Raw genomic sequence first — 17,416 nt, 5'->3', positions numbered from 1 at the left:
ACTAACCCGCCCCCAACTTCAGCAATATTCCCCGGAGCGCCGAAATGCCGCTGGTCGCCACTTCGTCCTTGTCGGTGATAGCACCGGAGACCACGACATGATCCTGATCCTCCTCGAGCAGAGTGACCGGCAGCAGGCGGAAACCGGATTGCGTTGCCACGAAGACCGAGGCCTGCTCGCCGCGCCGGATCAGCGCGCTGTAAGGGAGTTCCCAAGCGCTCTCCCGTTTGGAAACAAAGGAGATTCGAGCAGCAGCAGTTTGTCCCGGTCGCAAATCGCCTGAGTTCGGCACCTCTGCGCGGACGAGCACGGTTTGAGTGGCCGGATCGGTGGTTTCAGAAACAAGCACCACCTGGCCTGGGGTATCGTAGCCGTCAACCTCGACCGTCGCGCCTTGTCGAATGGCTTTGATGTTTGATGCGGGGACGGCGATCTCGACCCAAAGTGGCGAAAGCTGTGCAAGCTTGATCAGCGGTGCGGATTGCTCCAACCGCTGGCCGGGTGACACGGCGATATCGATGACCGTCGCCGGCCGCGGCGCGGCGACCGAAAGGGTCGCGCTGATCGCTGCCTCGCTGGTCAGTCTTGAGATTGACTCGTCCGAAAGGCCACTAAGGCGAAGCACCTGCCGACGCTCTGCGACCGCAATGATTGCCTGTCGAGCTTCCGCCTGGCTGGACTCAAGAACTCGTTGTGCGACCGCATTGCCTTGAAAAAGTTGAGTGTTGCGGTTGAGTTGCTGAGCAGCCAGGACCTCCTGCGCGACAGCGTGCAGATAGTCACGCTGCTGCGACACGAAACTCGGGCTCTCCATAATCGCGAGCGGCTGTCCCGCAATAACGCGGTCGCCCCGTGCCACTGAAAGGTTGGTCAACATGCCGGCCACGGGGGCGCTAACCACCCACAATTGTGGAGTAGGAATGACGATCTGAGCCGGATAAGGCAGTGTCTTGTCGGTCGGACTCGCAGCAGGATGAACCACGCGAACGCCAAGGCTGGTGGCTTGCTCAGCACTGAGTTTCAATTGGTCTTCAGCCAAAGATTTGGACGGCAGAGCAAGTAACGCTACCGCAATCATAACGCGCGTCGGGTTCAGCCACATTGACGCCGGTGAACTTAGATACATTGCGAAGATTCCATTGCAGCACCGAAGCGGGCAATTCGGGTGTCGCGATCAATTATTGCCGCTCTGTCGATCAGACGCAGGATCCCATCAGTCCCGTCCGTCCCTTGTAACGGGTGTACAGAATGGAGTGCTTCCGCGCGGCTGAATTATGCTGCGCCCTCACTGACCGGAAGCTGTTGATCCATGTCAGCAAATTGTAAGGTCGGATCGGCAATTGTGATTTTGCCAATCGCGCCTGCGCGGTGGCGGTCAGATGCGTAGGAGACCCGCCATGCTGCTGAAGAGCCTCGTTCTCGCGGCCACAGTGTTCGCACTTTGCCTGATAGGTTTACCCCCGTCTGCCTCGGCACGAGGGAGTACGGCGCAAGACCGATGGAATCCAGCGCACCTAGCTAATCTACCGCCGGAGTTACGACTTCAGGTGCGAAAGTGGGAGGCTATGTGTGGAGCCCCGATCGCTGCGGCACGGGGGTTTGCCCTTTACCTCACGACGCCCAGCACTCACTTCGTCGCTCTTCATTTCGACGATTTCCAATGCCGCAACAGAGAGGCTGTCTGTGATGTATCTGGGTGCCTGCACGAGGTGTACGTGGCAGTCCGAGGGCGATATCGGAAAGTATTGGCCTTACGGGCTCCCGACGTCCGGTTGGTGCGTGAATCAGACGCAGCTCTTCTGGAGATACAGGACCGCTCAGGCAGCGCACCACGTGTTCTCCGCTGGAGCGGGTCTCGCTTCGTGGCTCAAGCCCCGACAGTGAGCGATACGCCCAGCATTCGCGCTTGGTGAGAGCGGTTATGGAGCCGAAATGGTACATCTCTTTCGAGCCGACCATCCGCGAAAGGGACCGCATCTATCGGCGCGAAACCAGGACTTTTCCCAGTGAAGCTGAGGCGAAGGCATTTGCGCGGATGATCCTGGATCGCGCACTGCGCATTTCCGCTGGGACAATCAATCCTGTCAAACCAAAGCGGGTGATTGGATCCAAGCGAGGACTATTCGAGTGGCTGTCCGGTAGCTGATCGAGCGCATAGTCGGCTGATGCTACCCTTGAGACCTCAAGGGCATCGCGCTCACATCCGGATGCCGCGGAGCGATCGTCGCCTTCAACCCGCCGAGGTCCGATCGCGAGAGTTCCAATCCCCACTCGTACGCGTCGAGGACGTCTTGGACGATCGCAAGACCAAGGCCTGCGGCTCCTCCTCGCTCATCGAGGCGGGCACCGCGCTCGATAACGCGCGATAGGTAGATCGGCGCGATCCCCTCGCCGTCGTCTTCGATGACAAGTGATGACCGGTCGTTGTTGGCGGAGATGCGGACAAATCCGGCAGCATGTCGAGCACCATTCTCGATGAGATTGCCAAGTACCTCGGCGAGGTCGGTCCTATCGATCGGAAGACAAAGATCTTGTACGACGAGGTTCTCGAATTTCACGCCCCGGCCTTCGGGAGTCCGCACCAGCGTCGCTACGATTGACTCCACGAGCGGTTTCACGACCGCGGACGTTGCTGCGCTCCCCCTGGTGCGTCCGCGAGCCCTTGCACGTGCGAGTTCGCGGTCGACATGACGCCCCATGGTTTCGCCAACGGCCTCAATGTCGCTCGCGATGACGCGCTCGCCCCGTTCCCGTAGACGCGAGGCGTCTGCTGCAAGAGCAGCAAGAGGCGTCTTCAGCCCATGCGCCAGGTCAGCGGCACGACCGCGGGACCTTTCGATTTCGTGTTCCTGCGCATCGATCAGGGCGTTGACTTCTTCTACCAGAGGCTGGACCTCTGTCGGGACCGAGGACGGCAGATGGCGAATTCGCCCTGCTCTGATGTCGGCCACTTCGCTGCGCAGCGCGATCAGCGGATGCAAGCCGACGCCAACCTGGACCCAGGTCGCAAGGGCCAGGACACATCCAAGAATAGCGAGCGCAATCGAGAGATCCTTGGCGAACGCCGAACTTGCCTCCGAGACTCGCGACAGATCCTCGGCCACGGCAAGCCGAATTGTCACGGGCTTGCCGCCCGCGGAAAGCGTTATGGCTCGCTCGGCTACTAGCACCCGTTGCCCGCCGGGTCCTGCCGCTTCGTGCTGGTGGGTTTCGCCGGGTGAGAGCCGATCGGCCGGAAGTTCAACGGCGGAATCCCAGAGCGAGCGCGAACGAAGCAACTGCCCATGATCGTCGCCGAGCTGCCAGTATAGACCGGAAAGTGGATCCGCGAATCGCGGATCGACAGGTGGCTGCATCAACGCCAGCTTCCCCTGAGAATCGACGTCGATGTTCGAGAGAAGCTGCTTCAGATGGACGTCCAATTCCTGAGCCAAAGTGCGCGAGACATGGCGTTCGAAGAGGACGATGAGTGCAGCACCGGACACCGCAAGCGCGACCAGGATCGCGACGATCCCGCCCGCCACAAGTCGCAGCCTGAGCGAATGCCGATTCATGCGGGAGCCTCCGGCACCAGATAGCCGAAGCCGCGTCGCGTCTCGATTGCATCGGCACCGAGCTTCTTGCGCACTCGGCCGACCAGCACTTCGAGAGTGTTTGAGTCGTGGTCTTCCCCATGACCATAGACATTCTCATCGATCTCCTGCTGCGAGACGACCCGCCCGCGATTCCGGAGAAGATGGGCAACCAACCTGTACTCAAGCGGCGAAAGCGCGATCGGCACGCCTCGGCGCGTCACCTTCATTTGCCTCTCGTCCAGCGTGATCTCGCCCGCGGTTATGACCGACGAGCCGTGCCCCACCGATCGCCGTACAATGGACCGCAGCCGCGCCAGCAATTCCTCCATTCGGAAGGGCTTCGGCAGGTAGTCATCGGCGCCGGCGTCTATGCCATCCACCCGCTCGGCCCAGCTTCCCCGCGCGGTAAGGATGAGGACGGGCATGTGGCGGCCATTGGCCCGCCAGCGTTTCAAGACCGCGAGACCGTCCATGCCTGGCAGACCAAGGTCGAGGATGATGGCTCCATAGTCCTCGGTATCGCCGAGGAACCAGGCGTCCTCGCCGTTCGCGACCTTTTCGACCAAATAACCCGACCCTTCGAGCGTTCGCGAGACATCGGACGCGATCCGCCAGTCATCCTCGACAACAAGCACGCGCATCACTTCTCCTTCGTCCGTTCGACCTCGCCGGTGCCGGCATCAACGTGGATGACAAACAACCGCCCGTTTTCGTCGACCACGCGGAATTCGTACATCCAAGCTCCGGCTTCACGTTCCAGTTTCACACCGACGACCTCGCCGGGAAGCTTCCCCTTCACCACATTCAGAATTTCGACGAGCGTGCGAATCTCGCCAGCCGCGACTGCTCGTCGCGCATCATCGTGGTCGCGAGCGGACGCCGGCAGCCCACCCGCGCTCAAAAGTGCGACCGCTAGGATCAGGGTACAGGCTCGAGCCCAGCAAAAATCCATGGAGCAACTCGTCATCCGAAAGATATTGATGGCAGGTATCACATGACAAATCGCTGACTTGGCTCAACAGGCATCGGTCAGGCCACTTCTGGCAGATTCCCCGCATGGTGCCGTCGGCGACCGTCAGGAGATAATTATGCGCAAGATCGCCATTTTTACCGTTGCCGCAGTGACCTTCGGGGCGGCGTCCGCCCAGGCTGACAGCCTCGGCAAACCGTGCACGTCCGCCCCCCAGGCCCAATGGCTGCCGATAGCCCAGTTGCAGGCCAAGGTCGAGGCCCAGGGCTACAAGGTCCATAAGGCCAAGCTCAAGAACGCCTGCGGCGAACTCTATACGCTCGACAAGAACGGCAATCGCGTCGAGCTTTTCGTGGACCCGACCAACGGCCAGATCATCGGTCAGATGTAAGGGTTCGCACATGAGAACCATGAGCAACACGATCGGAGCCAGCTTTGCAATGCCGCCGGCCACGGTCAAGGTCTGGGATCCGTTCGTCCGGATCTTCCACTGGTCGCTGGCGAGCCTGTTCGTTCTGGCCTACGCCACCGGCGATGAGATCGAGCGGGTGCACGTCGCGGCCGGCTACGCCATCGCGGGCCTCCTCGCGATCCGCATCGTCTGGGGCTTCGTCGGCCCGCGGCATGCGCGCTTTTCGAACTTCGTTCGTCCCCCGCGCGAGGTGCTCGCCTATCTCCGCGATGTCGCTCTGCTCAGGGCTCCCCGCTACATCGGACATAACCCCGCTGGCGGTGCCATGATCATCGCACTCATCGTCGCGCTGGCCAGCACGTGTGCGACGGGCTACATGATGACTACGGGGGCCTACTGGGGCTCCAAGCTGATCGAACACGTTCATGAATTCCTGGCCAACCTGACCGTCGGCCTGGTCGTGGCGCATATCCTCGGCGTGATCATCGCGAGCTTCGAGCATCGCGAGAACCTGGCGGCCTCCATGATCTCCGGCCGCAAGAGATCAGCTGATTAGGCAGCTCACATCAAATCCAACCCGCAATCAGGAGCGTCTCTTTGCCAGCCACCCCTCACGTCGAAAAGCACTTCACCGCCTCCGAAAGCGTCCGTGACGTCGTGATTGGGATGGCCGACGGCTTGACGGTCCCGTTCGCGCTGGCGGCCGGCCTCTCGGCCGCCGTCACTAACACGGACGTGATTGTCACCGCTGGCTTGGCCGAAGTCGTCGCCGGCGCCATCGCGATGGGCCTAGGTGGGTATCTCGCTGCCCGCACCGACGCGGAACATTATGCTGCTGAGGAACAGCGCGAGCACCATGAAATCGATCACCTGCGCGAGCAGGAGATCGATGAGGTGAAACAGATTTTTCGCGAGTATGGCCTCGAAGGAGATGCACTGAAGTCGGTCGTCGGTGCGATAGCCTCAAACCGAAAGCGATGGGTCGACTTCATGATGCGCTTCGAACTGGGGTTGGAGCGGCCCGATCCAAGGCGCGCGCCGATCAGCGCCGCCACGATTGGAGGGTCTTATATACTGGGCGGGCTAATTCCGCTCGTGCCCTACATGTTCACCCAGAACATCGGGACGGCCTTACAAATCTCTGTGGCTGCGACCGGCATGGCCCTGCTTTGTTTCGGAGCCGTCAAAGGACACTTCACCGGCGTCAACAAGATCAAGTCGGCGTCGCAGACTCTGCTGGTTGGCGGGTTGGCCGCCGGGGCTGCGTACTGGCTCGCGCACCTCTTCGGGTAAGCGCGCATCTTCAGGTATTGAGAATGAGACGCAACGTCGTTTAATTCCATCTCAGTAGATTGCTCATCTCCAATGGCACACTTCGATTTGCGCTCCCGTTGGCAATTTCTGCTTGACAGTCGCGTGGAGCGGGAGCATTCGGACCAAATGAACTCGGAGTTCCGAGCTCATTTCAAACCAATTGAAACGAGAAATGGACAGCTACCCTAGTCGCTGTCCGGTGGGGCCAAGCCGGCTTCGTCGGACACAAACCCAATCAACTGGGACTGCTCCCGGCGTTACCCGCCGGGCGAGCACGCGCCGGGCCTAGCGTCCTGTCTGCTCGCCTTCCGGGACCGTCGGGCCGGTCCGGAGGTGAGCTATGAGCATCAACAACATCGTCTTTCTTCGCGGCAATGTTGCCGCGCCCGGACTCCACAGGGGTCGGGCGAACATCGTCATCCAGGACTGCCGCGCTGAACATCGCCGTAGCGCCGACGCATCGCGGCCGACAAATCGGGGCGTGCCCGTCATGGTCTGGCACACCAACCCGAAGAGCAAGCGCCCAGAATGTCGATGGGTGACGGAGCGCAGTGCCGCAACTGACGAGGACGTCAGTTGCCGCGATACCTTACATTGCGCCGCCTAGTTCACCTCTCTCCCCAGATCTGGATCCCGAAACCCTCCGCCGCACGAACGCCTGTGCGGCGGGGACGCTTTGTTGCGTCTTCGAGTCAGCATCCGGATCATCGCTCGAAACGACGAGACAACTGCAATGAATATCGAAGCAAGACATATCCTGAATGGCCGAGATCTGCGCCGTAACAAGCAGGTTTCGTCCGGGCTCCTCACTGAGCTCGCCGAGTGCGCGCCCGAGGCCGCTCTCACGCGGCTCGACACCACTCGCAGCGGTCTGCCTGGGGACCAGATCGAGGCGCGACTGCAGCAGTACGGCCTCAACGAGGTCACGCATGAGAGGCCGCCGAGCTGGTATGATCAGCTCTTCCACGCTTTCTTGACGCCGTTCAATGGCGTGCTGTTCACCGTCAGCATCGTATCGCTGTTCTCCGACGTGATCTTGGCCGCGCCGGAAGATCGCTCGTTCAGAACGATTATCGTCCTGATCTCTATGGTGCTGCTCAGCACGCTCTTGCGCTTCTGGCAGGAGTTCCGGTCGAACAAGGCGGCCGAAGAACTCAAGGCCATGGTGAGCTCGACGACGGCCGTCTTGCGCGCCGGCATGTCGCGCCCGCAGGAGATGCCGATTTCCAAGCTAGTTCCCGGCGACATCGTCTATCTGTCGGCAGGCGATATGGTGCCGGCGGATGTGCGACTGCTGACCGCGAAGGACCTCTTCGTCAGCCAGGCGATGCTGACCGGGGAATCCATTCCGCTGGAGAAATATCCGGTTTCCCCAGCCACCAAGCCCGCAAGCTTGTCTCGTGGCGCTCTGGAGCTGGAAACCGCCTGCTTGATGGGCACGAACGTGGTGAGCGGCACGGCAACAGCCGTTGTCGCCGCCACTGGCGATGCGACCTACTTCGGCGAAATGGCGCGGGACATCGTCGGGGGGCGTCCCCTCACCAGCTTCGACATCGGCATCAACCGGGTCTCATGGATGCTGATCCGCTTTCTGCTGGTGATGACCCCCCTGGTGTTCCTCATCAACGGGCTGGGCAAGGGCGCTTGGCTGGAATCGCTGCTGTTTGCGGTCTCCGTTGCGGTCGGCCTGACCCCAGAGATGCTTCCGATGATCGTGACTGCCAACCTCGCCAAGGGTGCGGTGATGATGGCGCGCCGCAAAAGCATCGTGAAGAAACTCAATGCCATCCAGAACTTCGGCGCAATGGACATTCTGTGCACCGACAAGACAGGCACGCTGACGCAGAACAAGGTGATTCTTGAGCGGCACCTCGACATTCACGGCAAAGAGGACAGCCAGGTGCTGGAGCTTGCCTGGCTGAACAGCTTCCATCAGACCGGACTAAAGAATCTGCTCGACGTGGCCGTCCTCGAATATGCCGAGCATGACCATCTGGTGGGCAAGGTTCAGCACTACCAGAAGGTCGACGAAATTCCGTTCGATTTCGTGCGTCGGCGCATGTCGGTGATCGTCCGCAACGGCAACAAGAATCTCCTGGTGTGCAAGGGTGCGGTCGAGGAAGTGCTCGCGCTGTGCACGTCCGCCGACGACAATGGCGCTGCGCCTGACGGAGTTGTGCCATTCACCGGCAATATGCGGCAAAAGGTACGCGCGATCACGACGGATCTGAACGAGGACGGCTTACGTGCGCTCGCGGTCGCCTACAAGGCGCTGCCGCTCGAAGAGCGCGCCTACACCGTCTCCGACGAACAAGATCTCGTCCTCGCAGGCTACGTAGCGTTCCTCGATCCTCCTAAGGAGACGGCGCGCGAAGCGATCGCTGCGCTAAGGGAACACGGCGTCATGACCAAGATCATTACGGGCGACAACGAGGTGGTGACCCGCAAGATCTGCAAGGAAGTCGGGCTTGCCGTCGATAAGGCCACGACGGGCAAGGACGTGGCTGCTATGTCCGACACCGAGCTTGCCGATACGGCCGAGCACGCCACCATCTTCACCAAAATGTCTCCGATGGAGAAGTCGCGGGTCATTCGGGCTCTCCAGAGCAAGGGCCACACTGTCGGCTATCTCGGCGACGGCATCAACGATGCGGCAGCCCTAAAGGACGCCGACGTCGGAATATCGGTCGATACCGCCGTCGACATCGCGAAGGAATCGGCCGACATCATCCTGCTCGAAAAGAGCCTCCTTGTGCTCGAGGAGGCGGTGATCGAAGGACGCAAGACGTTCGCCAACATCATCAAGTACATCAAGATGACGGCGAGCTCGAACTTCGGCAACGTCTTCAGCGTGCTGGTCGCGAGCATCTTTTTGCCCTTCCTGCCGATGCTGCCTATCCAACTGCTGATCCAAAACCTGCTCTACGATATCTCGCAGGTCTCGATCCCGTGGGACGACGTCGACGAGGACTATCTGAAGCAGCCCCGGAAATGGGACGCCACCGGCATTGCCCGCTTCATGATGTTCATCGGCCCGATCAGCTCGATCTTCGATATCGTGACCTTCATCGTCATGTGGCACGTGTTCGGAGCCAACTCGGTCGAGAAGCAGTCGCTATTTCAATCCGGCTGGTTCGTGGTCGGCCTGCTGACGCAGACGCTGATCGTGCACATGATCCGGACCCAACACATCCCGTTCATCCAGAGCCGGGCTGCCACGCCGGTGATCCTGCTCACCGCCAGCATCATGGCCATCGGCATCTACTTGCCGTTCTCGCCGCTCGGCGCCCACGTCGGAATGGTGCCGTTGCCGCAGGCATATTTCCCGATCCTGCTCGCAATCTTGCTGAGCTACTGCCTGCTCACGCAAGTGATCAAGCGCCTGTACATCCGCCGCTTCGATCAATGGCTGTAATCGTGCCGACCAGCAACACTTGGGAGCGTATCGGAGATCGTGCCAGACGCTACGCCGCGAGCTTAGTGATCCGCCTCGCTCGCGGCATACTGCTTGCTTCTCGACATCTGTATCTCGCCGGGCTGATCGACCAGGCCTGCGCAAAACGCGCCTATCGCCTAAGCGGTGATATCTGGAGGATCGCTTGGCATTTGATAAGTCCGAGAGGCCGCTAACGTCGATGGACTTGGTAAGCTCCTGTTCCAGCTTTTGGGCCTAACCCATGACCTTAAAGCCACGTTCCACTGTTTACGATGAGCCGTTTGTTGGTACTTTGTCACACGCGCATGCAAGAAGGAGAGCCGTTTCTCCGCTGGTTAAAGTACGACTTTGGATGGGCCGGTTGAACGAGATGAAGTGGATAAGCCTGACAAGCGCAGTTGCGGGGCTCGCCTTTGCCGTGCCCGTTGCAGCGGGCGCGGCCGAGTCCTATTCGACCAAGGCGCCAAAGCCCGAGTTCACGCAGTGGACCGGATTCTATCTGGGTAGTCATTTCGGATATGCTGGTGGTCGGTCCGCCTGGAGCGCGACCGACGGTTTGTCCGCAGCGAACGGATCTGCCGGCTTGTTCAGCTCCTATGACGCGTTCAAGGGTACGGGCAGCTATCTGTTCGGCCTACAGGGCGGCTACAATCTGATGTTGCCGTCACGCCTCGTGATCGGATTCGAGGCCGACTTTTCCGCCCCCAATACGATCGCGGGAGGACAGACGGTCACCTCCGTCTCCGGCGGCACCGCCAGCTACCGCGACACTGTCCTCGGCATGGGGACGGCGCGCGGCAGGCTGGGTTATGCCTTCGATCATTGGCTGCTCTATGCGACCGGCGGATTCGCCTGGTCCTATGATAGGCTGGAGCGGACCCAACTTGCGGGTACGCCACTGGTCGGCAACGCGGCCATCGGCACCGTCGATACGGCCTTGACATGGCGCCTCGGCTGGGTTGCCGGTATCGGAGCGGAGATGCCGGTCGCACCGCACTGGACCGCCAAAGCCGAATTCCTGGCTTCGGAGTTTGGTGATCATCGCAAGAGCCTCGCGGCCTCGGCGGAGCAACTCAACTCCAACCTTTCGGTCCAACGCCTCCAGGTCGGGCTCAACTATCAACTCGGGCCCGATCCCGCGCACACTGATGTTGCCGTAGAAGGCATTGCGCCCGCGGAGACGAACAATTTTGCCGTACATGGCCAGACAACGATCGTCACGCAATATGCGTTGCCGTTCCGCGCGCCCTATGCGGGCCAGAACAGCCTCTCACCCGATCAGGTGCGGGAGACCTTCGATGCAGACCTCTTCGTCGGCTTTCGCCCCTGGGACGGGGGTGAGATCTGGATCAATCCGGAAATCGACCAGGGCTTCGGCCTCAATGGGACGTTCGGGCTCGCCGGCTTCCCGAGCGCTGAGGCCTACAAGGTCGGATCTACGTACCCCTACGCGAGGATCCCGCGCGCGTTTCTGCGGCAAACCATCGATCTCGGCGGCGACGTGCAGAAAGTTGAGTCCGGGCCCATGCAGTTCGCGGGCTCTCAGACCAGCGATCGGCTCGTGCTCACCGTCGGCAAGTTCAGCGTCGTCGACATATTCGATTCCAACAAATACGCGCACGACCCGCGCGGCGACTTCCTCAACTGGACGCTGGTCAACACCGGCGCATTCGACTACGCCGCGGATGCTTGGGCCTTTACCTATGGCGTCGCGGCTGAATGGTACACCGGGCCCTGGACTTTCCGCGCTGGCGTGTTCGATGGCCCTGTGGTGCCGAACAGCACAAATCTCGATCCGGCCTTCGGCCAATTCCAGATGGTCGGAGAGGTAGAGCGTCGCTACGAGGTCATGGACCAGCCCGGCAAGATCGCCGTGACCGGCTATCTGACGCGCGCGCGAATGGGCAATTTCCAGGATGCCGTCGATCTCGCCAACCTGAGCGGCGCCGCGCCGGATCTCTCGCTCGTGCGTACGTACACGAGCAAGCTCGGAATTGCCGGCAACATCGAGCAGCAGATCATCCCAGGCGTGGGCCTGTTTGCACGAGCCGGTTACACGCCTGGCAGGCTGGAAGCCTACGCATTTACCGATGCAGATGCGACGCTCGCAGGCGGCGCCTCAATCTCGGGAAAATTTTGGAACAGGCCGAACGACACGCTCGGTATAGCAAGCATTCGCAACATGATCTCCGTAGCGCACCAGGCTTATTTTGCGGCGGGTGGTTACAGCGCGTTGATCGGCGACGGTCAGCTTCCGCATCCGGGCGCAGAGAAGATCATGGAAATATACTACACGCTTCCAATCGCGACCTGGATGCTCACCTTCGATTATCAGTTCATCGACAATCCCGCCTACAACCGCGATCGCGGACCGGTCTCGATCGTCGCCACGCGGCTGCACACGCAATTCTGATGCTTCTTTTTCCCGACGCCCCGATTTTCCGCTAGGATCGGTCCATCAAACGGACGTCCTTGCTGTACTGCGATGCGCAAACGGAAATTGAACGACCTCTTGCTCCTCATGACCGGCCTTTTGCTGCCAATGACCTGCTTCCAAGGCACGGCAAAGGCTCTCGGAAGTGCCGTTTCGCACGACGGGCCCTGGAACCCCGATCATATTGACCGGCTACCACCCGACGTTCGAAAGGCCGTTCTCCACAGCTGCCACGGGCACGCCCAAGCCGCACACTACTTTGCAACCTACCTCGATCATGCGCGGACGGTAAGGCTCCATTTTGAAAATTTTCGCTGCGATGGCGAGCAGAGTTTTCGTCGCGGTGACAATTGCCTGCATCAGGAGTTCATCGCATCCGGCGCGCGCTACCGGTTGGTGAAGCACTACTACGGACCATGCAACGACTAGGCGAATTCTCGCTTGCGCATTCGACTCGCGTTTCGCCTCATGCCACGGGGCCATAGCGCCGAATCAACTAGGCCGCCGCTTGGGCCGCCACGGCTTCGTAGATATCCTCTTCCTGGGCCGTATGCATGCGTACCAGCGTTTCGATCGCCTCGATCACTCGCTGGGCGTCCCGGACAAGATACCGATCGACCTTCTCCGACGGCAGATCGTCGACGATCCGATCGAGCAGGCGAGCAAGATGCAGGATCTCCCGATGGGCACGGCTCATGGCGGAGAGGCCGTGGCGTTCGCGCAGCACCTCGGCAAGCTTCGGATAGACGCTGTCCTCATCCTCGCGCTCGTGCCTGACCACGCTATTCTGAACAAGGCGCTGAGCTTCGGCAATCAGCGTTGAGGCGGATTCGGGCGTCGCATCGTCCAACGCATCGACGATCTTTTGCAAGCGGTCGAGGTCCTTGAACAAGGTCAGATGATCGTGATGCAGTGCCAGCCCCTGCTCCGCGCTGATGCGCGCGCCGCCCCCGGTGAACCCAGGGGTGAGTGCCCGTAGTGCATTCAAAATGACGGCAACGTCGATTACCTCTTGAACGATAGCTGCTGGCACCGGATCTAGCCAGCCAACGGTGGCAGCTACCATTGCCACCAAGGATAGACCCATGCCGACAACAATGCTTTGCAGGGCGATGCCTCGTGCACGCTGCGCGATGATTATCGCTTCGCCAACGCGATCGAGCCGATCGGCCAGTATCACGACGTCGGCCGCCTCGGATGAAGCGCTCGCACCGCGGGCGCCGAGCGCAACCCCGATGTCGGCGACGGCCAGCGCCGGGGCATCATTGATGCCATCGCCGACCATGATGGTCGGATGCAACCGCTGCTCGCTGCGCACCGCCTCGACCTTGTCCGAAGGGACACGGTCGGCCAGCACTGCGTCCAAATCAAGCGCTGCACCAATGGCCTGCGCTGCGGCTGCACGATCGCCGGTGACCATCACCATTCGCGCGATGCCCGCATCGCGCAGCATCCGGATCGCCCGCGGAGTGTCGGGCCGCAACTCGTCGGCCAGCAGCAGCGCACCGATTGGACGGCCGCCCACAGCGATGAAGACGATCAGCGCTGAACGCCATGAGGCGCGCCGTATCGCACGCTGCTCCCAAGGCGAAGGCTCGACGCTTGAGAGAACCATGTCTCTGGAGCCCGCGGTTATGCGGCGACCGCTTATCGAGCCACTCAGCCCGGTACCCATAATCTCCTTGACTTGCTCGGGCGCGCCTAGCTTGAGACCGCGATCGACGGCCGCAGCGACCACGGTCTTTGCCAGCACGTGGTGCGAGGCCTGCTCAAGCGATGCCCCAAGCCGCAGTACTTCGTCCGGATCCTCGCCGGGGGCGACCTCGACAGAAAGCAACCGTGCGCCCCCGACGGTTAGGGTACCGGTCTTGTCAAACAGCACCGTGTGCGCGCGAGCCAGCCCTTCTAGTGCACCTCCACCTTTGGCGAGGATACCGCGTCGGGCCGCTCGCGCCACGCCCGCGATAAAGGCCACAGGTGCAGCCAAAATAAGAGGACAAGGCGTCGCCGCAACGAGCACAGCAAGACTGCGCGTGAGATCGCTCGAGATTCGCCAAGCCAGGAAGGCCAAGGCAAGTGTCAACGGCAGAAGTATCAGCGCAAAACGGTCGGCCATCCGCACGAATGGAGCTTTCGCCGTCTGAGCGGCCGTCACCATGCGCACGATCCCCGCGTAGGTGCTCTCGCCGGCCGGCGCGGTCACCGCCAATTCGAAGGTCTCGCCGGCATTCAACGAGCCCGAAAGAACAGCCGTGCCGCGTGTCTTCTCGACCGGGATAGGCTCGCCGGTGACGGCGGACTCGTCGATGGTCGCCAAGGCCGTGCGGACGATACCATCCGCCGGCACGATCTCTCCGGCTCGCACCAGCAGAATGTCGCCGACTGCGACTGCTTCGACCGGAACCTCCTCGATCCGCTCGCCGGTCTTGCGATGGGCCCGCCGGGGCGCACGATCCACTAGTGAGCGGAGGTCGCGCTCTGCCCGCGCGATGGCGATATCCTCCAGAACATTGCCGCCGGAATACATCAGCGCTACCACGACGCCAGCAAGTGGTTGTCCCAGCGCCAACGCAGCGCTCATCGATAGCAGCGCAATCGCATCCACCCCGAGGCGGCCGCTTAGGAGATCTCGGATCATCGAGATCGCCAGCCCTCCGATGACGGGAGCCGTTCCAAGCTCCCACGCAACATCGGCCACATCAGGCCGGCCAGCCGCTCGCGTAAGAATGCCCGCTATTAATCCTGCAATCGCGATTGCCACCAGCGTCCATCGAAGCACTCGCTCCAACAACATAGCTCTGTTCCACATCTTGCGAATGAACCTGATCCGAAACCGGCTTCGCCGTTCGAGCAACCAATTGCGGTACAATAACAATTGGATCCGGAAGCCTCATGCGACCATGACTTGAATCAACCCGGCCGGGTTTTCGGCTTTGGCTCTTCCGCGATGCGCCTTCGTCGCGAGACCGTCGAGCATCCGCTCGGAGCGATGAAGGCACGCATGGGAGCGACGCACTTCCTGACCAAAACTCTCCCAAAAGTAGCCGCTGAGATAGCCCTCTCGGTTCTGGCCTATAATCTGACCCGAGCAATGAATATCCTCGGGATCAAGCCGCTCATCGCCGCGATCGCGGCCTGAAGTCGGCCCAGTTTTGGCTTCAAGGCTGACGGCCCTGCAAAGCCGTTTTTACACGGCCAAGACCCAACTCGGACATGTGGCCGTATAGCGCCCCGGTGCGGGCGGCGATGCCGGACAGTCCTCGGATGCCGTCGAAAAATGTCTTGATCAGCCTCTGCGTGACCATGATTAATGAGGTTAGAAATCGTTTTGGGGGCCTTATGAGAAAATTGCTTCTTATTTCTTTTGCGGTTGTTGCTGGTTTCATGATGCGGACTTGTCCGGCTACTGCACAATCAGCTGTCGACCTTTGTAACCGAGGCAATGTCGACGATGTGATCGCTGGTTGTAGTACAGCCATCAAACAAAAGCCGAACAGTCAAAACGTATGGATTGCCTATCACAATCGTGGCTCGGCCTGGAGCACCAAGGGCGACTACGACAAAGCTATCGCTGACTTCGACCAGGCGCTGAGGTTGAATCCCAATCTGGCCTCTTCTTACAGCAATCGCGGTCGCGCTTGGGCGATGAAGGGCGCCTACGACAGAGCGATCCCCGATATGAGCGCGTCAATTCGGTTGAACCCAACTGATGCGGTCGCTTACCGCAATCGTGGCACGGTTTGGCACTACAAGGGTGACGAGGACAAAGCGATCGCTGATTACTCCGAGTCGATCCGTTTGGATCCAAAGAATACGATGACTTACAGTGATCGCAGCACGGCTTGGTTAGGCAAGGCTGACTACGACAAGGCCGTCGCTGATTCGAGCGAAGCGATTCGGTTGGACCCGAAGAATGGGGTCGCCTACAGCAATCGCGGTCTGGCTTTGAGGCGCAAGGGCGACTACGACAAGGCGATTGCTGATTTGAGCCAATCGGTACAGCTGAATCCGAGGAATGCGATTAGTTACGCCAATCGTGGTGTGGCTTGGAGCTACAAGGGCGACTACGACAAAGCGATCTCTGATTTGGACGAGGCAATACGGTTAAATCCAGGACTTACAGCTTTATATAATCTTCGCGGCACGTTCTGGAACTTGAAGGGCGATCTTGACAGAGCGACAGCTGATTACCGAGAGGCTGTTCGGCAGAACCCCAATTACGCAGTTGCTCAGGAAAATCTACAGTTAGCTTTGGACAAAAAACAACGAGATGATTCGCGCAATTTGTCTGCCGCTGCAGCAACATCAAATGAGGTTGTGACGCCACCTGCTGGCTTACCTTCTGCTGGGAAGCGTGTGGCGCTCGTTATCGGCAACAGCAAATACAGAAATGTGCCAGCACTCGATAACCCAGCACGTGACGCAGAACTATTCGCACGAACGCTGCGTAGCGTTGGTTTTGACGAAGTGGTAATCAAGCTCAATCTATCTCGGGCAGAGATGATGGCTGCTCTTAAGCAGTTCGAAAACACTGCTAAAATGGCTGACTGGGCGGCCATCTATTTTGCAGGGCACGGAATGGAGGTCAATGGCGTCAACTATATGGTTCCAATAGACGGCCAAATGACAGACGAGAAAAGCATCTCAAATCAAATGGTCAATATGGAATATCTGCTGAATGCTGTTGAACCCAGCAACAAACTGCGATTGGTTATTCTCGATGCGTGTCGTAATAATCCATATGCAAAGCAGGTGGGTGTAGCGTCAAGCTCCAGAGGCATTGACGGGATTGGTTCCGCTGGCATTGGGAAGGGGCTCGGTCGTGTAGAACCAGAACCCGGAACACTGGTCGTCTATTCCGCGAAACATGGCGAATTTGCTCTTGATGGCGATGGCGTTAACAGCCCATTCGCAGAGGCGTTGGTTAAGAGAATAGAGCAGAAGCCTGCGATAGAGGTGAGAAGACTGTTTGACTTCGTTAGAGAAGATGTAGTCGAGGTAACACGTAAGCAACAGCAGCCATTTGCATACGGTTCCCTTTCCGCGAAAGATGATTTCTTCTTTCTCAGATGAGTTCAATGTTGAAGATTGTGGCGCCGCCTCTCCGATAATCACTAATAGTGATGTTGCCTCGCTGCCTGCCTACCAGGTTGGGACGACGCGATTTTCTAATCTGGTATTGATGCTGTGGACGGCTCCTCCACGGGCACGAGAGTGCCAAGGAGTGGGCGCCGTTTGAGGCTCCCACGATTCGGAGGAGCAGCCTATGCAGTCA

The 17,416-nt window shown here is 59.9% G+C and carries 12 protein-coding genes and 1 pseudogene; 8 read left to right on the top strand and 5 right to left on the bottom strand.

Features of this window, described 5'->3' with window-relative positions; genetic code table 11:
* Position 1: 1 nt before the first annotated feature.
* The 4 genes from M2427_RS25530 to M2427_RS25515 all read right to left on the bottom strand — a co-directional run bounded on the left by M2427_RS25530 (position 2) and on the right by M2427_RS25515 (position 4,527).
* Positions 2-1,126 carry an efflux RND transporter periplasmic adaptor subunit gene (locus tag M2427_RS25530; protein ID WP_280709552.1) on the bottom strand — a complete coding sequence of 375 codons (1,125 nt, stop codon included), beginning with the start codon at positions 1,124-1,126 and terminating at the stop codon, positions 2-4.
* A 1,042-nt stretch (positions 1,127-2,168) separates the two neighbouring features.
* Complete coding sequence (locus tag M2427_RS25525; RefSeq protein ID WP_280709551.1) at positions 2,169-3,554, bottom strand: HAMP domain-containing sensor histidine kinase; 1,386 nt, start codon at positions 3,552-3,554, stop codon at positions 2,169-2,171.
* On the bottom strand, positions 3,551-4,216 hold the full coding sequence (locus M2427_RS25520) for a response regulator transcription factor (RefSeq protein ID WP_280709550.1): 666 nt from the start codon (positions 4,214-4,216) through the stop codon (positions 3,551-3,553). Before M2427_RS25520 ends, M2427_RS25525 begins: the two co-directional genes overlap by 4 nt.
* Positions 4,216-4,527, bottom strand: a complete 312-nt coding sequence (locus tag M2427_RS25515; protein WP_280709549.1) for a PepSY domain-containing protein — start codon at positions 4,525-4,527, stop codon at positions 4,216-4,218. The genes M2427_RS25520 and M2427_RS25515 overlap by 1 nt, the downstream gene beginning before the upstream one ends.
* Positions 4,528-4,663: 136 nt before the next feature.
* Between M2427_RS25515 and M2427_RS25510 the strand changes: the two genes are divergently transcribed.
* The 6 genes from M2427_RS25510 to M2427_RS25485 all read left to right on the top strand — a co-directional run bounded on the left by M2427_RS25510 (position 4,664) and on the right by M2427_RS25485 (position 12,120).
* The gene (locus M2427_RS25510; protein ID WP_280709548.1) at positions 4,664-4,936 is read left to right on the top strand and encodes a PepSY domain-containing protein; all 273 of its coding nucleotides are present in this window, start codon (positions 4,664-4,666) and stop codon (positions 4,934-4,936) included.
* A 10-nt stretch (positions 4,937-4,946) separates the two neighbouring features.
* Complete coding sequence (locus M2427_RS25505; protein WP_280709547.1) at positions 4,947-5,513, top strand: cytochrome b/b6 domain-containing protein; 567 nt, start codon at positions 4,947-4,949, stop codon at positions 5,511-5,513.
* 41 nt (positions 5,514-5,554) lie between these two features.
* Entirely contained in the window at positions 5,555-6,250 is a 696-nt protein-coding gene (locus M2427_RS25500; RefSeq protein WP_280709545.1) for a VIT1/CCC1 transporter family protein, read from the top strand.
* Positions 6,251-6,611: 361 nt separating this feature from the next.
* A complete protein-coding gene (locus M2427_RS25495) occupies positions 6,612-6,878 on the top strand; it encodes a hypothetical protein (RefSeq protein ID WP_280709543.1) in 267 nt (88 codons plus the stop codon).
* Between the two features lie 126 nt (positions 6,879-7,004).
* Complete coding sequence (mgtA, locus tag M2427_RS25490) at positions 7,005-9,686, top strand: magnesium-translocating P-type ATPase (protein ID WP_280709542.1); 2,682 nt, start codon at positions 7,005-7,007, stop codon at positions 9,684-9,686.
* Positions 9,687-10,077: 391 nt separating this feature from the next.
* Complete coding sequence (locus M2427_RS25485) at positions 10,078-12,120, top strand: carbohydrate porin (RefSeq protein WP_280709728.1); 2,043 nt, start codon at positions 10,078-10,080, stop codon at positions 12,118-12,120.
* Between the two features lie 517 nt (positions 12,121-12,637).
* On the opposite strand, the gene M2427_RS25480 is transcribed toward M2427_RS25485, so the two are convergent.
* Positions 12,638-14,935 (bottom strand): heavy metal translocating P-type ATPase, encoded by a 2,298-nt coding sequence (locus tag M2427_RS25480; protein ID WP_280709541.1) that lies wholly within the window; start codon positions 14,933-14,935, stop codon positions 12,638-12,640.
* Between the two features lie 153 nt (positions 14,936-15,088).
* On the opposite strand from M2427_RS25480, the pseudogene M2427_RS25475 reads away from it, so the two are divergent.
* Together M2427_RS25475 and M2427_RS25470 are read left to right on the top strand one after the other, a co-directional pair.
* Positions 15,089-15,280: pseudogene (locus M2427_RS25475) on the top strand (IS5/IS1182 family transposase); the annotation flags it as partial.
* Between the two features lie 125 nt (positions 15,281-15,405).
* A complete protein-coding gene (locus tag M2427_RS25470; protein WP_280709540.1) occupies positions 15,406-17,214 on the top strand; it encodes a tetratricopeptide repeat protein in 1,809 nt (602 codons plus the stop codon).
* Positions 17,215-17,416 lie beyond the last annotated feature (202 nt).

The sequence above is a fragment of the Bradyrhizobium sp. BR13661 genome, assembly GCF_029892425.1.
GTDB lineage: Bacteria > Pseudomonadota > Alphaproteobacteria > Rhizobiales > Xanthobacteraceae > Bradyrhizobium.
Note: the sequence above shows the minus strand (reverse complement) of the source record. Positions and strands in the feature narration are given on the sequence as shown.